This is a genomic window from Mesorhizobium sp. B2-6-4, assembly GCF_006441495.1.
Classification (GTDB): domain Bacteria; phylum Pseudomonadota; class Alphaproteobacteria; order Rhizobiales; family Rhizobiaceae; genus Mesorhizobium.
This window is the reverse complement of record NZ_VFUE01000001.1, coordinates 483205-500170: the sequence shown is the minus strand read 5'-3', so window position 1 is coordinate 500170 and position 16966 is coordinate 483205. Positions and strand designations below refer to the sequence as shown.

The 16966-nt window shown below is 64.8% G+C and carries 16 protein-coding genes and 1 tRNA gene; 6 read left to right on the top strand and 11 right to left on the bottom strand.

Translation table 11 applies throughout. From position 1 onward, the window contains the following. Positions 1–159: 159 nt before the first annotated feature. Positions 160–810, bottom strand: a complete 651-nt coding sequence (gene cmk, locus FJ426_RS02305) for a (d)CMP kinase (protein WP_140512881.1) — start codon at positions 808–810, stop codon at positions 160–162. A 263-nt stretch (positions 811–1073) separates the two neighbouring features. Next, a complete protein-coding gene (gene aroA / locus FJ426_RS02295; RefSeq protein WP_140559770.1) occupies positions 1074–2432 on the bottom strand; it encodes a 3-phosphoshikimate 1-carboxyvinyltransferase in 1359 nt (452 codons plus the stop codon). Positions 2433–2639: 207 nt separating this feature from the next. Between aroA and FJ426_RS02290 the strand changes: the two genes are divergently transcribed. From FJ426_RS02290 to FJ426_RS02280, 4 genes are all read left to right on the top strand, one after another. Next, a complete protein-coding gene (locus FJ426_RS02290; protein WP_140497238.1) occupies positions 2640–3029 on the top strand; it encodes a TIGR02300 family protein in 390 nt (129 codons plus the stop codon). A 173-nt stretch (positions 3030–3202) separates the two neighbouring features. Further along, a tRNA-Ala gene (locus FJ426_RS02285) sits at positions 3203–3278 on the top strand. 56 nt (positions 3279–3334) lie between these two features. After that, on the top strand, positions 3335–3490 hold the full coding sequence (locus FJ426_RS31220) for a hypothetical protein (protein WP_181165293.1): 156 nt from the start codon (positions 3335–3337) through the stop codon (positions 3488–3490). A 37-nt stretch (positions 3491–3527) separates the two neighbouring features. Next, on the top strand, positions 3528–4013 hold the full coding sequence (locus FJ426_RS02280; protein ID WP_140559769.1) for a hypothetical protein: 486 nt from the start codon (positions 3528–3530) through the stop codon (positions 4011–4013). Here FJ426_RS02280 and FJ426_RS02275 read toward each other — a convergent pair. The 5 genes from FJ426_RS02275 to FJ426_RS02255 form a co-directional block, all read right to left on the bottom strand. Then, positions 4003–4521: a hypothetical protein gene (locus tag FJ426_RS02275; protein WP_140512887.1), complete on the bottom strand. Its 519-nt coding sequence runs from the start codon at positions 4519–4521 to the stop codon at positions 4003–4005. The genes FJ426_RS02280 and FJ426_RS02275 overlap by 11 nt on opposite strands. After that, positions 4514–7396 carry a sarcosine oxidase subunit alpha family protein gene (locus FJ426_RS02270; protein WP_140559768.1) on the bottom strand — a complete coding sequence of 961 codons (2883 nt, stop codon included), beginning with the start codon at positions 7394–7396 and terminating at the stop codon, positions 4514–4516. Before FJ426_RS02270 ends, FJ426_RS02275 begins: the two co-directional genes overlap by 8 nt. After that, positions 7393–7659 carry a sarcosine oxidase subunit delta gene (locus tag FJ426_RS02265; RefSeq protein WP_140559767.1) on the bottom strand — a complete coding sequence of 89 codons (267 nt, stop codon included), beginning with the start codon at positions 7657–7659 and terminating at the stop codon, positions 7393–7395. The genes FJ426_RS02270 and FJ426_RS02265 overlap by 4 nt, the downstream gene beginning before the upstream one ends. A gap of 71 nt (positions 7660–7730) precedes the next feature. Beyond that, positions 7731–8984: a sarcosine oxidase subunit beta family protein gene (locus FJ426_RS02260; protein ID WP_140559766.1), complete on the bottom strand. Its 1254-nt coding sequence runs from the start codon at positions 8982–8984 to the stop codon at positions 7731–7733. Between the two features lie 94 nt (positions 8985–9078). Next, positions 9079–9738, bottom strand: coding sequence for a TetR/AcrR family transcriptional regulator (locus FJ426_RS02255; protein WP_181165292.1), 660 nt, complete (start codon positions 9736–9738; stop codon positions 9079–9081). A 266-nt stretch (positions 9739–10004) separates the two neighbouring features. On the opposite strand from FJ426_RS02255, the gene FJ426_RS02250 reads away from it, so the two are divergent. Together FJ426_RS02250 and FJ426_RS02245 are read left to right on the top strand one after the other, a co-directional pair. Further along, a complete protein-coding gene (locus tag FJ426_RS02250) occupies positions 10005–11444 on the top strand; it encodes an aldehyde dehydrogenase family protein (RefSeq protein ID WP_140512893.1) in 1440 nt (479 codons plus the stop codon). A 57-nt stretch (positions 11445–11501) separates the two neighbouring features. After that, a complete protein-coding gene (locus FJ426_RS02245; RefSeq protein WP_140559765.1) occupies positions 11502–12083 on the top strand; it encodes a DUF1349 domain-containing protein in 582 nt (193 codons plus the stop codon). 31 nt (positions 12084–12114) lie between these two features. On the opposite strand, the gene FJ426_RS02240 is transcribed toward FJ426_RS02245, so the two are convergent. From FJ426_RS02240 to FJ426_RS02225, 4 genes are all read right to left on the bottom strand, one after another. Continuing rightward, complete coding sequence (locus FJ426_RS02240) at positions 12115–13644, bottom strand: mercuric reductase (RefSeq protein WP_140512895.1); 1530 nt, start codon at positions 13642–13644, stop codon at positions 12115–12117. After that, complete coding sequence (locus FJ426_RS02235) at positions 13634–14977, bottom strand: glucoamylase family protein (RefSeq protein WP_140559764.1); 1344 nt, start codon at positions 14975–14977, stop codon at positions 13634–13636. The genes FJ426_RS02240 and FJ426_RS02235 overlap by 11 nt, the downstream gene beginning before the upstream one ends. 213 nt (positions 14978–15190) lie before the next feature. Continuing rightward, positions 15191–15943, bottom strand: coding sequence for an SDR family NAD(P)-dependent oxidoreductase (locus FJ426_RS02230; protein ID WP_140559763.1), 753 nt, complete (start codon positions 15941–15943; stop codon positions 15191–15193). Positions 15944–16128: 185 nt separating this feature from the next. Further along, the gene (locus tag FJ426_RS02225; protein WP_140497217.1) at positions 16129–16908 is read right to left on the bottom strand and encodes a helix-turn-helix transcriptional regulator; all 780 of its coding nucleotides are present in this window, start codon (positions 16906–16908) and stop codon (positions 16129–16131) included. Between the last annotated feature and the right edge of the window lie 58 nt (positions 16909–16966).

Here is a 16966-nt window from a genome sequence, read left to right as displayed (position 1 = left end):
GTGGGTTAGCGTTGCGTTGGCCTGCCGGCGTTCCGGGCAAAGAGCCCTTGGCCGCTTAAGGCGGCAAGTCCGGCGCATGAAGAATGCTGGCAGGCTGGTTCGTGCCCGATATGGGTATTTCCTTCGCCTCCAGCAACGGAAGCACAAGGGAAACCCGGATCAGGCCTTGTTTCCCTTGGACAGCACGTCGTCGATGACAGTTCTGGCCGCGAGAAACGCGGCTTCTATAGCCATTTCGCTGGTATCAAGCAAGTGCGCGTCGGGGGCAGGCTTCAAGGGCGAGTCGGCGCGGCCCATGTCACGCTCGTCGCGGCGCCGGATATCGGCGAGGATTTCGGTGAAATCAGCCGTGCCGCCGATGCTCTCGATCTCCGCCAGCCGGCGCCTTGCCCGCACCTCGGCGCTCGCGGTCACATAGAGTTTGATGTCGGCATCGGGGCACACCACGGTGCCGATGTCGCGACCGTCGAGCACGGCACCCGGAGGGGATTTGGCAAACTCGCGCTGTTTCTCCACCAGGATGCGCCGCACGGTCGGAAACACCGCGACCTTCGAAGCCGCTTCGCCAACCGCATGCGCCGACAAGACGGCCCGGTCGAGCTTCGCCAGGTCGACTTGGCGCGCGGCCGTCTCTGCCGCCGAGACATTGTCGAGCGGCAAGCCAAGCCGCAGCAAGGCATGGGCGACGGCACGGTAGGTGAGGCCGGTGTCGAGCAGGTTCAGTCGGTAGTGATCGGCCAGACGCCGGGCGAGGGTGCCCTTGCCGGCTCCGGCCGGACCGTCGATGGCGATGGTGAAGACGTGTGTCATTGGCAGGCCAGCATACCTGAAACCGAACAGCGTAGCGGTCCGGAGAGAGCTTGCGATCCGTCGCGCCCCCCTCTGTCCTGCCGGACATCTCCCCCACAAGGGGGGAGATTGGCAGTTCCGACGCCTCGCTCACTTCTGCAACGCGGGCGATTTGCGAAGGCCGCTGTGACGGCTGATCTCCCCCCTCGTGGGGGAGATGTCCGGCAGGACAGAGGGGGGCGCTGTCCTGCCGGCATTTCAGTTTGGCCCCAACCCATCAACTCTCACCCGATCTCCGCCCCAAGCCCCGTCATCAGGCTCATGAACTCCGGGAAACTTGTCGCGATCATGTTGGCGTCGTCGATGGTCACCGGCTTCTCGGTCGCCAGCCCCATCACCAGGAAGCTCATGGCGATGCGGTGGTCGAGATGCGTCTGCACGGTCGTGTCCGGGCCACTGGGATGGCCGCCGAGCCCCTTGCCGCCGGGCTTTCCGCGCACCGCGAGCGATGCCTCACCCTCTGTGCAGTCGACGCCGTTGAGCTTCAGTCCATTGGCGACCGCCGACAGCCGGTCGGATTCCTTTACCCTGAGTTCCTCCAGCCCCTGCATCAGCGTCTCGCCCTCGGCGAAGCTGGCGGCAACGGCCAGCACCGGATATTCGTCGATCATCGACGGCGCCCGCTCGGCCGGCACGGTGACCCCCTTCAGCTCGGAATAACGCACGCGCAGGTCCGCGACATCCTCACCGCCGGCATTGCGCGGGTTCAAGATCTCGATCTGGCCGCCCATCTCCTGCAAAGTCAAAAGCAGCCCGGTGCGGGTCGGGTTCATCAGCACGTTTTCGATCACGATGTCGGAACCCGGCACGATCAGCGCGGCCACCAGCGGGAAGCCGGCCGAGGATGGGTCGCCCGGCACGGCGATCGTCTGGCCGGTGAGCTTGCCCTGGCCCTCGATGAAGATATGGCGCACGCCGCGCTCGTCGGTCTCGACCGACAAATTGGCGCCAAAGCCTTTCAGCATCTTTTCGGTGTGGTCGCGCGTCATGACAGGCTCGATGACGGTGGTGATGCCCGGCGTGTTGAGGCCGGCGAGAAGCACCGCCGATTTCACCTGCGCGGAGGCCATCGGCACGCGATAGGTGATCGGGGCGGCATGCTTTGGTCCATGCAGCGTGATCGGCATGCGGTCGCCGGGCGTTGCCTTCAGCACCTGCACGCCCATCTGGCGCAGCGGCTCCAGCACGCGGCCCATCGGCCGGCCTGACAAGGAAGCATCGCCGATGAAGGTCGTTTCCATGTCATATGTGCCGACCAGCCCCATGGTCAGCCGCGAGCCGGTACCGGCGTTGCCGAAGTCGAGCGGCCCTTCCGGCTGCAGCAGCGCGCCGTTGCCGGTGCCGCGGATCACCCATTCGTCGCCGCGCTTCTCGATATGTGCGCCCATCGCCTTCATGGCGGCGCCGGTGCGCATCACGTCCTCGCCTTCGAGCAGGCCGGTGATGCGGGTCTCGCCGGAGGCGAGCCCGCCGAACATGAAGGAGCGGTGCGAGATCGACTTGTCGCCCGGCACGCGCGCCGTACCGGAAAGCGCTTGACATTTGCGGGCGGTGGCCGGCTTGGAAGCGGCGGCGTGAGACATGGAATTTCCCTGGACGGAATGCCGGCGGGCCGGCGCTTTTCATTTGTTGCGGCGGTCTCGTATCACGGTGGGCCGAAATGGTCATCCCCCATGGTCGTCACTTGATGCTAGGCCTTTCAACGCATGGTTTTGTGACGCCGGCTTTTGGCTTTGACAGCGCTGCAAACAGTGGTTAAGGGGACCACTCTTTTATCGACGAGGCTTGCCGTGGCAAAAACCGAACTTGGCACAAAGCGTATCGACCCTGAAACGGGTCGAAAATTCTACGACCTGAACAAGGACCCGATCGTCTCGCCCTATACCGGCAAGACCTATCCGCGTTCCTATTTCGAGGAAGGCAAGATCGCCGCCCTCGAGGAGGAAGAGGAAGTGGCCGAGAAGGAAGTGGACGCCGAGGACGAGGAGGGCGTTGAAGTCGTCTCGCTCGAAGAGGCTGACGAAGACGTCAAGGGCGACGATCTGCCCGATCTCGGCGACGACGAGGATGATGTCGACCTGGGCGACGACGAGGACGATACGTTCCTCGCCGACGAAGAGGAAGAGGACGACGATGTCGCCGACATGATCGGCGTCGGCGACGACGACGACGAGGTCTGACAAGGCCGGGAACGCAAGCGTTTGCCGGCTTTCGCAGCTTGTGAAGAAAAAGCCGCTGATGAAGGCTTGATATTGACGAAGGGCGGGGTTAGAAGCCGCCTGCACTAACGGCGCGGTCTCCAACCCGCGCCGGATCTCTTCGCCGGAAACGGCGCCGGTTGACTGCCGGAAGTGGGGCCATAGCTCAGTTGGGAGAGCGCTTGAATGGCATTCAAGAGGTCGTCGGTTCGATTCCGATTGGCTCCACCAAACAGTCACTTTTCCAAATTTCGGGGTTGTAGAAACCGGATTCAGCTTCGGAATTGTTGGACATCGCTGCCCGCCGCAGCCTGAAGCGCGCCGGTCAGGCGGTCGACGCGGCGGTTTCGTTCTGGCCGCCCGCTCCACTGATGCTGGGCTGCCTGCCGATTTCGCTGCCGTCGGGCGCGCCGGTGCTTACGCAATATGCGGCCATTGACTAAAACGGTTCCTGTTTGATTCGCTTTGAACGGGACCGTCATGAGCAAAGCCCTCACGTCCTTCGCCCTGGTCGCGGTGCTGACAGCGCTGCTCATGGCCTTGAACCTGGTGGTGGCCAGGCACGGCTACCCCTACGGTGCGATCGGCGTCAGGCGCCTCGACGGCATTGCCGATGCCGGGATGTTCATACCACTCGCCGCCGTCTATTTCTTCAGCGCGCTGCTGATGATGATCCTGCCGATCAGAGCCGCCAGCATCGTGCTCACCCATGCAGCCGATGCCATCTTCTGGACCGTGATCGTGCTCCTTGCCTCCATCGTAGGCTGTCTCGTCGCCAGATGGGCATTCGGCCAGCGCGACGCCCTATGGGCGCTGCTGAACTGGCGGTTCCTGTTTGCGGCGGCTATCGTCGGTTGCCACTTCGTCATGAACGAGCTTCGCCGCAACGTGCTCTTGCGCAGTCTGTTTTTCGTTGTCTTCGCGGCGGCCACGCTGGCCTGCCTGTTCTGGTCGTTCACGCTCTGAGAGCCGTTTCGATCCACGTCCAGAGATAGGATGCCAGGCCGCGATCGATATGGATGCGCAGTCTGTCCCGGTGGCGGTAGACGATGGCGCTGACGCCGGCGAAGGAAAGTGCGGCACTGGCGCTTTCCTTGTTTGGGTCAAGCGTTGATCCGCGCGCGATGAAAGCGTCGATCGCCGAGCCTTTGACCTCGAACACATGAAGTCCAGCGCTGATCGCCGTCACCGCGAAACCTTCCGCGTGCCAACCCGCGGCGATGGCGAGCGGTGTGCTCGACACGACGAGCAGGCGGTCGCGCGCCAGACGCGCCGCATAGCGCTCACCTTGCGCGCTGCCAAAGGCGCCCACGCCGTTGCCATCCATGCCGGATATCCGCGCCCAGGCGTCGAGATCGCCGCTGACCAGCAATTGGTGAAGGCCCGGGATCGTGCGCGCCTCGAGACCCGGTGCACCGATGGTTGCCGACTGCCAGTCCGGCGCTACCGGCCATTTTTGGGCGAGATCACGCATTGAGCCGGTCTCCTGCCGGGTCGAAGGCGCAAGGAGCGGCGATCGTCGCCGTCATCGCCTTGCCGAGATGTTGGATTTCGATCGTTTCGCCGTGGCGGGCCGCACCGCGCTCGATCAGGCCGAGCGCAACCGGCCGGCCAAGCGTAGGGCTCCGGTAGCTCGATGTGACAAAGCCCTGGCTGCGCAGCTTGCCGCCGCTACGCTTGATGCCATGCGCGCCAGTTGGCAGCGGCGCTTCGCCGGACGGGACCGCCAGCCCGACCAGCTGCATGCGGTCGCCGCGCGAAGCCTCTTCGGTGAACAGCGAGCGGCGGCCGACGAATCCGGTCTGGCGCTTTGCCCGCGGGCCCTCGACGCCGAGGTCGTGCGGCAGCGTGGTGCCGTCGGTGTCCTTGCCGATCACGATGAAGCCTTTCTCGGCGCGCAGGATCATCAGCGCCTCGAGGCCGATGACAACCGCATCGAACGCTTGCCCGGCGTCGCGCAGGCGCGCCCACAAAGGCTCGGCGCGATCGGCCCGGATGGAGATCTCGTAGCTTCTGTCGCCGGTGAAGCTGACGCGGGTGATGCGCACCTCGTCGCCGTCATAGCTGCCCTGGCCGACCGCCATGTGCGGCAGCTCGCCATCCTCGAGCGAAAGGCCGAGATCAACCGTCTCGAGCAGTTTCCGGGCGTTCGGTCCCGAAACGGTCAGGGTCGCCATTTCCGCGGTGGCGTTGTGGATGTAGACCGCGCCGCGCCCGAACCGGTCCTGGCGCCACTCCTCCAGCCGCGCATGCACGGCGGCCACGTGCGAGGACGAGCACGACACGACGAAGCGATGCTCGTCTAGCCGCACCAGCACGCCGTCATCGAAGACCACGCCATTCTCGGACAACATGAAGCCGTAGCGGCAGCGGCCCGGCTTCAGCGTCGACATCGTGTTGTAATAGACGAAATCGATGAACGCGGCCGCCTTGGGTCCGATCACCTCGATCTTGCCCAGCGTCGAGCCATCGAACAATGCGACGGACTGGCGGGCGCGGCGCGCCTCGTCCTGGATCGAGCGATCCGTATCGCCGCCGCCGCCGTAGTGGGCCGGGCGCAGCCAGCCGCCATACTCCTGGAACACGGCGCCGCTGGCACGATGCACGCTCTCCAGCGGCAGCCGCCGCACCGGCGCCATCAGTTCGCCGCCGCGCGCGCCGGCGAAGCTCGCCAGCGGAACCGGCGTGAACGGCGGACGATAGGTCGTGGTGCCGACTTCCGGCACCGTGCGGCCGGTGATCCCGGCCATCAGCGCCAGGCCCGGCAGGTTGGAGGTCTTGCCCTGGTCGGTCGCCATGCCGAGCGTCGTGTAGCGCTTCAGATGTTCGACCGAGACGAAATTTTCGCGCGCCGCCAGCTCTATGTCCTTCACCGTCACGTCGTTCTGGTAATCGATCCAGATGCGTCCCTTCGAACCCGGCGTTGGCCATGCCGCTACTATCCCGCTGGTCGCCTCCGTTCCGCTGCTGCGCGACACTGCTGCCTTCGTCGGGCCGAGCGACGCGACGGCTTTCTGCGAACCGGCGAATACCTCCGACAACGAAACCGCGCCGGCGGCAGCTCCGGCCACCGCTATGGCCTCGACCGGGTCGCCCGGCAGGAAGGCCGCGCGCGCCTCGCTCCAGGCGAGCTTGCCCTTGGCCTGGCCGAAGAGATGGATGGTCGGTGTCCAGCCGCCCGACACCAGCACGCAATCGGCATCGAGCTTGGTGCCGTCGTCCAGCATCACACCCTCGACGCGCAGCTTGCCGGCCGCGGCGGTGAGCGCGCGGCCCTTGAGCATCCGCACCTTGGCGGGCGCGGCGGGCATACCGTCGCGCCTGATGTCGACAAGCGTGACGTCGGCGCCGGCCTCGGCGGCCGCCTCCGCCACTTCATAGGCGCTGTCATTGTTTGCGGCGACGATGATATGGCGGCCGGCCAGCACCGCATGGCGCCTGAGATAGCTGAGCGCCGCGTCCGCCGAGAGAATGCCCGGCAGGTCATTGTTGGCGAATGGCAGGGGCCGCTCGATGGCGCCCGTCGCCAGCACGATCCGGCGCGGCCTGACCCGCCACAGCGTGTCCGGCCGGCCGTCGAAATGACGCTGGTTAAGCCCGACCAGATTATGGTCGTAGATACCGAATGCGGTGGTCGAAGGCAGGACCAGGTGACCGCCGGCGCAAAGCCCCGCAACCGTCTCCTCGACCCACACGGCCGCCGGCTTGCCGTCGACCTCGCCGGCGCGGTGCCCGAGCGACCCGCCGGGCTTTTGCTGGTCGTCGACCAGCATGACGGAGCGGCCCGCGCCGGCCGCCAGCCTTGCCGCTGCCAGCCCGGCCGGTCCGGCGCCGATCACCAGCACGTCGCAATGGTGGTTGATCTGGTCGGCCGGGCCGGGCGACGTCCAGTCCTTGTCGACCTGACCCAGTCCCGCCATGGCGCGAATGCGCGGCTCGAACCTGTGCCAGTCCGGCCACATGAAGGTCTTGTAGTAGAAGGCGGCCGGAATGAAGCGGGAAAAGCGGTCGAGGAAGGCGTTGCGGTCGGCCAGCGCATTGGGTGTCGCGTTGACGCTTTTGGCGACCAGCCCGTCGCGCGCCGGCTCGGTCGTCGCACGTGTGTTCGGCGTCGTCTGCGGGCCGCTGATATCCACCAGCGCGTTCGGCTCTTCGACGCCCGCGCCCCAGATGCCGCGCGGCCGGTGGTATTTGAAGCTGCGGCCGACGACCGCGACATCGGCGGCCAGCAGCGCGGAGGCGATGGTGTCGCCGGCGAATCCCTGCACGGTGGCGCCGTCGAAGCTGAAGCGGATCGGGCGCGAGCGGTCGATGGCGCTGCCACCCGTGCTAAGGCGCGAGGCGGTCACGCCGCGTGCTCCCCGCCCAGGGCAACCGAAGACAGCACCTTGTGCGTAACCGTGTCCCGCTCCATGACGAAGAATTCGCCGCAGTTCATATGCACCCATATCTCGCGCGCCGCGCCTTTTGGGTTGGAGCGCAGATAGAGATAGTTGGCCCAATGCTCGATCGGCACCTCGGCGCCATCAGGCCTGACATTGCCGGCATCGCCGCCATAGTGGAATTCGGTCTCGTCGCGCGGGCCGCAGAACGGGCAAGGGAAAAGCTGCATGGCAAACCTCAGTCTTCGTCTTTATGCATGTCGTCGCCCTAAGGCCGCTCGGCGCTTTTGCGCGACATGCATCAATGCGCGATGCCGGAACCGGCCGCTTCGTCGATCAGCCGCCCGCTGACAAAGCGGTCGAGATCGAAGGGGCGGCTGATGTCGTTGTGCCTGCCCGTTGCCAAAAGGTTCGCCAGAAGCGTGCCGCCGGCGGGGATCGCCTTGAAGCCGCCCGTGCCCCAGCCGCAATTGAGGAACAGATTGGGCAGTGGCGATTGACCGATGATCGGCGAGGAGTCCGGCACGACGTCGACGATCCCGGCCCATTGCCGCATCAGCTTCAGCTGGCCGAAGATCGGGAACATTTCCAACAGCCCCGCGATCACCCCCTCCAGCGTCGGCAGGTTACCGCGCTGGGCATAGGAGGGAGTGCGGTCGAGCCCGCCGCCGATGACGATCTCGCCCTTGTCGGACTGGCTGACATAGACGCCCGTGCCGGGCGACAGTACCACCGTGTCGAGGATCGGCTTGACCGGTTCGGTTACGCAGGCCTGCAGCGCATAGGAATTGATCGGCAGGCGGAAGCCGGCCTTGGCCGCCAGCACCGAGGAATGTCCTGCCACGGCCATGCCGATGCGGTCCGCGCGGATGGCGCCGCGCGTCGTCTGGACGCCGCGGCAGCGGCCGCCCTCGACGATGAAGTCGGTGATTTCGCAGTTCTGGATGATGTCGACGCCGAGTCGGCTCGCGGCCCGTGCATAACCCCAGGCGACCGCGTCGTGGCGCGCGGTGCCGGCCCGGCTTTGCCAGATGCCGCCGAACACGGGAAAGCGCGCATTGGCCGTGAAATTGTAGATCGGCGCCACCCGGCGCACATCCTGGGGCGAAAACAGCTCCGCATCGATGCCGTTGATCTGCATGGCATTGACTGTGCGTGCCCCGATCTCCATTTCGGCGGTCGAGTGGCACAGGCTGACCATGCCGCGCTGCGACAGCATGACGTTGTAGTTGAGGTCCTTCGACAGTCCCTCATAGAGCCGGTGCGCCAGCCCATAGAGCTCGACGCTCTGCGGATAGTAATAGTTGGAGCGCACCACGGTCGTGTTGCGGCCGGTATTGCCGCCGCCGATCCAGCCCTTTTCCAAAACCGCTACTCTGGCGATGCCGTGATTCTTTGCCAGGTAATAGGCCGTCGCCAGCCCGTGACCGCCGCCGCCGATGACGATCGCGTCGTAGGACGGCTTCGGCTCGGGCGAGCGCCAGGCCGGCTCCCAGCCGGTCTGGCCGGCGAGGCCTTCCCTCAAGAGCGACAAAGCGGAATAGCGTCTGGTCATGGCGTGCTTGAAGAGGTTGGTTCAATGACTGAGGCGTAACGCCATTGTACATGTATGTCTAATTCTTGCCGCGGTGTGAAAGCGGCGGCTGTTGCTAACGGCTGCGCGAAAGCGTTTCCTCGACATAGCGCGAAAAATCCTCGACATCCTGCGCCGTGGGCTCCTGGCCGGTGAAGCTGCGCAGATAAGACGCGACGTGCGGCAGGCGGCTGCTCATCGGTTCGTCGAGCTCGAGCGAGTAGTAGCCGATCTGCATGAAATAGAGCACGCGGGCGCGCACGAAGGCGTCTTCCTCGTCATAGCCGTGGCGCCTGAACATGTCGCGAATGGCGTCGACGCGCTCCTCGTCGGCCTCGTCGAGAGCCCGCCTGATGGCGGGCGATCGCCGGGCCCACGCCCTGATCGCGAAATCCAGCTGCGGATCGAACAGCTTCTCGTCCACCCAGCACTCGAAGATGCTCATCACCCCGCGGATGACGGTCGCGGAAGGCCGCGCGGCGCGTTCGACGATGAACCTTGTATTGGTCTGCCGCCAATAATCCAGCAATTGGTCGAGCAGGTCCTGGCGGCTCTTGAAGTACCAATAGAAACTGGAACGCGACACATCGAGCTTCTGGCCGAGCGTCTGCACACGGACGCTTTCGACGCCGTCCGAAATCAACGTTTCAAGCGCGAGCTTGAGCCAGTCTTCCCGGGTGACCTTGATGTTGCCGGTGGCGCCGGCGCGCTGGGTTGTCGTGTCGGTGGCTTCCATCGGCACGACGCATGACACGCCGCCCCGGGCAAATCAAGACTATGGACATATATGTACAGACCCGTTTCGCGGTGATTGGAACGATGTGTCGCCGAACCTGTTGGGCCAAGGACGATGCGACGCGGGCAGCAGGTCGCGCGGGGCCGCGAACCGAGAGACTTTGTCGCGGCCGTCCGCGCAAAGCATGCTTTCCCGCAGCGCAATTGTCTGGCAAATACAAATCACACAGATGCCGCCGCGCGGCGAACCAGCAGGAAAGACACGACATGGCACCGCTTCGACAGAACCTCATCGACGGCGAGTGGGTCGGCGATGCCGGCTCCCGCAACATCAACCCGTCCGATACCGGCGACATCGTCGGCGAATACGCTTCCGCAGGTGTCGAACAGGCGGCACAGGCGATCGCCGCGGCCAAGGCGGCCTTTCCCGCCTGGTCGCGCTCGGGTCTGCTGGTCCGTCACGCGGTGCTGAAGAAGACGTCGGACGAGATCCTGGCGCGCAAGGACGAGATCGGCCGCAACCTTGCGCGCGAGGAAGGCAAGACGCTGGCCGAAGGCATTGGCGAGACCATTCGAGCCGCCCAGATCTTCGATTTCTTCGCCGGTGAGACACTGCGCCTCTCGGGCGAAGTCGTGCCTAGCGTGCGGCCGGGCGTCGGTGTCGAGATCACGCGCGAAGCGGTCGGTGTGGTTGGCATCATCACCCCGTGGAACTTCCCGATCGCCATTCCCGCCTGGAAGATCGCTCCGGCGCTTGCCCACGGCAACACCATCGTCTTCAAGCCGGCGGATCTCGTTCCCGAGAGCGCCTGGACCATCGTCGACATACTGCACCGTGCCGGCCTGCCCAAGGGCGTGCTCAACCTCGTCATGGGCAAGGGCTCGGTGGTCGGCCAGGCGATGCTTGACAGCCCGGACATCAACGCCATCACCTTCACCGGCTCGGTTGGCACCGGCAAGCGCGTCGCCGCGGCGAGTGTCGAGCACATGCGCAAGTTCCAGCTCGAAATGGGCGGCAAGAACCCGCTGGTGGTGCTCGATGATGCCGACCTCGCTACGGCTGTCGATTGCGCGATCAACGGCGCTTTCTTCTCGACCGGCCAGCGCTGCACGGCTTCGTCCCGGCTGATCGTGACGAACGGCATTCATGACCGTTTCGTCGAAGCGCTCAAGGAACGGATGGACAAACTGGTCGTCGGAGATGCGCTCGACGCGCAGACCCAGATCGGTCCCGTTGTCGATGCGACGCAGCTCAAGCAGGACGAAGACTATATCGCCATCGGCGTCAGGGAAGGCGCCACGCTCGCCTTCGGCGGCGAGCGGCTCGACCGCAAGACGCCGGGCTTCTTCCTGCGGCCGGCGCTGCTGACCGATGCCACCAACGCCATGCGCAGCTCGCGCGAGGAGATTTTCGGGCCTGTTGCCAGCGTCATCCGCGTCAAGGACTACGACGAGGCGCTCGCCGTCGCCAACGATACGCCATTCGGGCTGACGTCCGGCATCTGCACGTCCAGCCTCAAGCACGCCACGCATTTCAAGCGCAATTCGGAGGCCGGCATGGTGATGGTCAACCTGCCGACGGCGGGTGTCGATTTCCATGTTCCCTTCGGTGGCCGCAAGGGCTCGAGCTACGGTCCGCGCGAACAGGGCCGATACGCCATGGAATTCTACACCACCGTGAAGACCGCCTACACGTTTGCAGGCTGATCGGGGCGCCGGCTGACCGGGCCGGCGAAGCCTTCGCGTGCACCAAGAGACAAGGCGATGACAGTTCAAGACAAGGATCTGGCCTGGCTCAATCCGCCGCCGCATCATTCCATCGACGGCGATGCGGTTCATGTGCGCACCGGCAAGGAGACGGACTTCTGGCGCGAGACCTTTTACGGTTTCTGGCGCGACAACGGCCATTTCCTCTACAAGCGCGTAGAGGGCGATTTCACCGCGGAAGTCACCGTCAACGGACGCTATGAGGTGCTCTACGACCAGGCGGGGCTGATGCTCCGCCTCAGCGAAACGCATTGGATCAAGGCCGGCATCGAATATACCGACGGCGTGGTGTACTTCTCGGTTGTCGTCACCAACGATGCCTCGGACTGGTCGTTGGCCACCATTCCGGCCGGTCCGGATGGCGTCGCGATCCGGTTGACCCGCCATGCCGAGACCATCCGCGTCCAGTACCTGGATGTCTCCGACGGTCATTGGAAGCCGGTGCGGCTCGCCTACTTCCCGGTCTCGAAGGCGGTCGATGTCGGCATGATGTGCTGTTCGCCGCAGCGCGAAGGCTTCGAGGTCACCTTCACCGGCTTTTCGGTCGGTCCGCCGATTTCGCGGGACCTGCACGGCTGAAGCCCGCGCCAACGCCGACGGGACACAAGTGTCATCGCCTGGACCACGCCAGCCAGCGTGCCGCCAGATGCCTCCACAAAGGGGTGAACCGCGTTCGCCGGTAAGCGTCGCCGGCCATTTTGATGCCTTGCGCCTGTGTCGGGAAGGGATGGATGACGTCGGCCAGCGCGTGCAATCCCATGCCCGACCTGATGGCGAGCGACACCCCGTTGATCATCTCGCCGGCATGGGCGGCGACCACGGTCGCACCGAGGATGCGGTCTGATCCTTCCCTGACATGGATTTTGACGAAACCCTCTTCCTCGCCGTCCATCACCGCGCGGGCGACATCGTGCATCAGCACCGTATAGGTCTTGACCGGAATGCCGTCGCGGCGCGCCTCCACCGGATAGAGGCCGACATGGGCGATTTCCGGATCGGTGTAGGTGCACCACGGAACCACCAATTCGCTCAGCCTCTTGCGCCCGAGAAACAGGGCGTTCTGCACGACCATGCGGGCTGTTGCTTCAGCGGTATGCGTGAATTTGTAGTCGAGGCAGACATCGCCCGCCGCATAGATGCGCGGGTTTGAGGTCCTGAGATAATCGTCCACCTTGATGCCTTTGGCATCGTGGGCAACCCCCGCCTCGTCGAGGCCAAGACCGTCGACATTGGGCGAGCGGCCTATGCCGGTGATGATCTCGTCGACGGAAATCGTCATCATGTCGCTGTCCCGCACCAGGTCGGCGAGCTTCTTGTCGCCGTCCCTGCGCACCGCCACCACTTCGGTGTTCAGTCGGACCTCGACCCCCTCGCGCGCCAGCGCTTCCGAAAGGATCTGCGCGGCGTCGCGTTCCTCGCCAGGCAGGAACATCGGATCGCTCTGCGCCAGGATGACCTTCGCGCCGAGCAGGCAGAAGGCCTGCGCTGTCTCGCAGCCAAGCGGCCCGCCGCCGATGACCAGCAGCCGCTTCGGGCAGTCGACAAGGTCGAACATCGTCTCGTTGCTGAGATAGCCGGCCTCGACCAGGCCGGGAATGGATGGAAACTCCGGCCTCGCGCCTGTCGCAATCAGCGCCTTGCGGAAGCGCAGCGTGGTTCCCGCGACGGTCACGCAATCGCTTCCCTCGAACCGGGCTTCGCCGAAATGAACGTCGATGCCCAGCGCAGCAAGCGCCTCAGCGCTGTCGGCATGGCTGATCCGTTGCCGGATGCGCCGCATCCTGGTCATCGCGCGCTGGAAATCGACGCGAAGATGGTCCGGCGCATCGGCTCCGAAATTCTCGGCATCGCGCATGTCGGCATAGAGCCTGGATGTACGGATGATCGACTTGGACGGGATGCAGCCGGTGTTGATGCACGTGCCGCCGATCAACCCGCGTTCGATCAGCGCCACTTTCGCGCCGAGGCTTGCCGCTTCGGTCGCGGCAGTCAAGCCGGCAGGCCCGGCGCCGACGACGACGAGATTGTATGGTCCGGTGGGCGGCGGGTTTCGCCAATGCGGCGGATGGGCGCCCCTGACCAGCTCGACATCATTGTGGTCGGCCGGAAAACCGGCAGCTTTCGTCCCTTCAAGCGACATCGCGGCCATCCGGGCTTGCCGGCTGCGACAGCCATCCGCCTGTGAACCCCGCCTTGTTCAGGCCGCGGCGGATGTACTGGTTGGAACGCATCAGCTCCCACACCAGGCGCGAGCGGTGGTTCTCGATCATCATCACCACGATGCCTTGGTCGAGGCCGAAATGGCCTTCCGACACCCAGCCGTCGCGGCCAAATTTTCGCCGGTTGGCCAGCGTCGGGTTGAAGCCGCTCGGCAGCCGGAAATTGTCGATCACCTGGGGGTAGCGATCCGCGAGATGGCGCAGCGCCGCCATGCAGATATCAGGCGCAAAAGGCAGCGACGCCGGATAGGACCACGGCGCGATCGTGCCGTCGTCCGGCCCGAAGGGCGCACCGCGCGCGACGTAGCCGGAAAACCGGCGCCGCCGCCGTTGTATGCTGCTGCGAAAGCCGCCCGGTCCGTCCCCGGCCGAAAGCCCCCAGAGGTTCTCTCCGTAGCCGTCATAGCCATGGGGATTGTGCCGAGCATAGTCGCGGTGGAGGTAGGTCGAGCGGCGGCTGTTTTCGAAATAGTCCGAATTCTTCTCGCGCATGAAAGCATCGCGGATGCCGGCGAAATCGATCCAGGCATGAGAGAACTGGTGCATGAACAACGGACCGCCATAAAGCACGTCGTAGCCGTAGATGTTTTCCCACTGATAGGTCGCCGTCCAGCCCGCGTAGCTGTCGTCGGACGTCGGGCTGTCGGGTGAGGCCATCGACAGGACATAGAGGATCGTCGCCTCATTGTAGCCTTCCCAGCCATAGTGGAGAAAGCCGCTCTTCGGTTTCCAGCCCTGTCGCAACGTCGGACTGCTGCCTTGCGCCCATCGCCAGTCGACGCGCCGGTAGAGCGCCTCGGCCAGCCGGCGGATTTCGGCTTCCTCGTCATTGTCGCCCCGGAAATAGGCGCCCGCCACGAGAATGCCGGCCATCAGCAATGCCGTATCCACCATCGACAGTTCGCAGCGCCACACCCGAAGTCCGGTGCGAATGTCGAGGAAATGATAGTAAAAACCCTTGTGGCCGGTGACATCAGCGCCACTGCCTTGCGTGCTGGTCCAGAAGAAACGCAGCGCGGCGAGCGTCAGCTTCACCGCCGCTTCCCGCGCCATCCAGCCGCGCTCGACCCCGATCGGATAGCAGGAGAGCGCAAAGCCTACGACCGCGATGCTGGCCGGTGAATTCGGCCGCGACGTGTCGGCGACCAGCCCGTTTTCGGGGTTCACGTTTTCCAGAAAATAGCCGAAGGCCGCGCGCTGGAAACGATCCAGAAGGTCGTCGTCCGACAGGATGGCAGGCTCGACTTTAAGCAAATGCGGCAAGCTCCGGTCTGGTCGTCGCGATTGCCGGAGAAAGGTGCAGGAATCGCGCGCGGGCCGATCTGTCACGCTTGGTCATGTCTTCGCCCTCATTGTTGCCGTTGCCGGGTTCCGGCTTCGGCCATTGTACGCTTGTCCAGCTCCGTTGGTTGCTTCCTCACGCGCAATTGTAGTTGCTTGCCGCCAGCCGGAAAGCGCCGCACCACATCAGTAGGTGGCGCGGCCGCCGGAGACGTCGAAGACGGCAGCCGTCGTGAACGAACATTCCTCCGAGGCGATCCAGCAAATCAGCGCCGCCACCTCGTCGACCTCGCCAAAGCGCGCCATCGGTATCTTGGAGAGCATGAAATCGATGTGCTCCTGGCTCATCTGCTTGAAGATCGCCGTGCGCACCGCCGCCGGCGTGACGCAGTTCACGGTTATGCCGGTCTTGGCCAGTTCCTTGCCGAGCGATTTGGTCAGGCCGATCACCGCGGCCTTGGATGTGCTGTAGGCGGAAGCGTTGGGATTGCCTTCCTTGCCGGCGATCGAGGCGATGTTGACGATGCGGCCGTAATTGCGCTCCAGCATGTGCGGGACGAGCGCCTTGTTGCAGTAGAAGACACCGTTGATGTTGATGTCGATGACCAGACGCCAGTCCTCCACCGGATAGTCCCAGGCGGTCATGTTGGGACCGGTGATGGCGGCGCTGGTGATCAGGATGTCGACCCCACCAAGCGCCTCGATCGTCGACCACGCCGCCCGATCCACCGCCGCCGGGTCGGCGACATCGACGGTCTGGCCATGCAGCGTCGGGATCGAAGCCCTGGCCGCTTCGATCTGGGCGCGATCGCGGTCCCAAACCGAAACGCGCCCGCCCTCTTGGATCAGCCTCTGTGCGACGGCGAGGCCGATGCCGGATGCGCCGCCCGTAATCACCGCCGAGCGTCCGGCAAACCGTTCCGCGAGAATCGTCGGCATCTCATTTTCCCCTGTCCTGGCGCAAATCGGCTCCGCTCGGCGAAACCATGTTCGGGGGTGACTGTGAGGTCGCCGCCGGCCAAGTTCAAGCCGGCATGCACCTCGATCGTCTGGGCCAATCCCTGAGGCGCGTTATGCCGGGCTCCCCTCGATCTGCCTGTCCAGCGCTTGCACCAGCGCCAGGCCTATTTGTCCGAGCGGTACAGGAAGAACTGCAGGAACAATTCCCGCTCGGTGGTGATGTCGAGTTTCTCATAGATGCGCCGGCGATGGTTCTTGACGGTGCCGACGGTGATGCCGAGCCGCTCGGCAATGTTGGCGGTCGGATGGCCGGCCAGGATCAATTGCACGAGCTCCCTTTCCCTGAGCGACAGTTCCGGCCACAGGCTCGCCGGGATTGTGGGCTGCTGGCGCGGCGAGGCGCCGGGGCTGGACGGCGCCGAGCTGCGCGAGAAATCGCTTCCGCGCGTCTTGATGTCGAGCGCGTGCAGCGCCTCGAACACCGGCAGCCGCTCAGCCAGCAGGGCGATCTCGTTGTCCTTGAACGCCGTGGTCGAACGATCGAGGAAAATGCCGAGGCACCAGTCGCCGCCATCGGCCAGCATGATGCCGACTTCATCGCAGATCTCCGATTGCGCGAGGAAGCCGGCTATGTACTGGCCGCGTTTGGCCTCGTCGTCGGCCAGCCGCTTGAGCGGCATGATGCCCAGCCGGCGCTCGCGCCGCCAGGAAGCGTAGAAGGGGTCGAACACGTAGTAATTATCAAGGTAGCGCCGCACCATCTCGTCGGAGAAGCGCCGGTGCTTGACGAATTGCGGCGTCTGCGTCGCCGAATAGCGCGTCACCGTCACCAGGTCATGCGCGATGTCGGCGCCGATCAGGTCGATCAGGCAGTCGACATGCCTGTCGGTGCCGGTGGCGGCGATCGCCATGGCGAGCGGCGCCCAGATGTTGCCCATGCGCATGCCTCTTTTCCGGCGACGAGCTCCCGCCCGTCATTGTGCCTTTAGGCATATGGCGCGA

Excerpts from the sequence above, each read along its gene's own strand:
- FJ426_RS02245 (WP_140559765.1), top strand. The coding sequence starts at position 11,502 with ATGACAGTTCAAGACAAGGATCTGGCCTGGCTCAATCCGCCGCCGCAT.
- FJ426_RS02250 (WP_140512893.1), top strand. The coding sequence starts at position 10,005 with ATGGCACCGCTTCGACAGAACCTCATCGACGGCGAGTGGGTCGGCGAT.
- FJ426_RS02280 (WP_140559769.1), top strand. The coding sequence starts at position 3,528 with ATGAGCAAAGCCCTCACGTCCTTCGCCCTGGTCGCGGTGCTGACAGCG.
- FJ426_RS02265 (WP_140559767.1), bottom strand. The coding sequence starts at position 7,659 with ATGCAGCTTTTCCCTTGCCCGTTCTGCGGCCCGCGCGACGAGACCGAA.
- FJ426_RS02225 (WP_140497217.1), bottom strand. The coding sequence starts at position 16,908 with ATGCGCATGGGCAACATCTGGGCGCCGCTCGCCATGGCGATCGCCGCC.
- FJ426_RS02255 (WP_181165292.1), bottom strand. The coding sequence starts at position 9,738 with ATGGAAGCCACCGACACGACAACCCAGCGCGCCGGCGCCACCGGCAAC.
- FJ426_RS02260 (WP_140559766.1), bottom strand. The coding sequence starts at position 8,984 with ATGACCAGACGCTATTCCGCTTTGTCGCTCTTGAGGGAAGGCCTCGCC.
- FJ426_RS02230 (WP_140559763.1), bottom strand. The coding sequence starts at position 15,943 with ATGCCGACGATTCTCGCGGAACGGTTTGCCGGACGCTCGGCGGTGATT.
- FJ426_RS02240 (WP_140512895.1), bottom strand. The coding sequence starts at position 13,644 with ATGTCGCTTGAAGGGACGAAAGCTGCCGGTTTTCCGGCCGACCACAAT.
- FJ426_RS02275 (WP_140512887.1), bottom strand. The coding sequence starts at position 4,521 with ATGCGTGATCTCGCCCAAAAATGGCCGGTAGCGCCGGACTGGCAGTCG.
- aroA (WP_140559770.1), bottom strand. The coding sequence starts at position 2,432 with ATGTCTCACGCCGCCGCTTCCAAGCCGGCCACCGCCCGCAAATGTCAA.
- cmk (WP_140512881.1), bottom strand. The coding sequence starts at position 810 with ATGACACACGTCTTCACCATCGCCATCGACGGTCCGGCCGGAGCCGGC.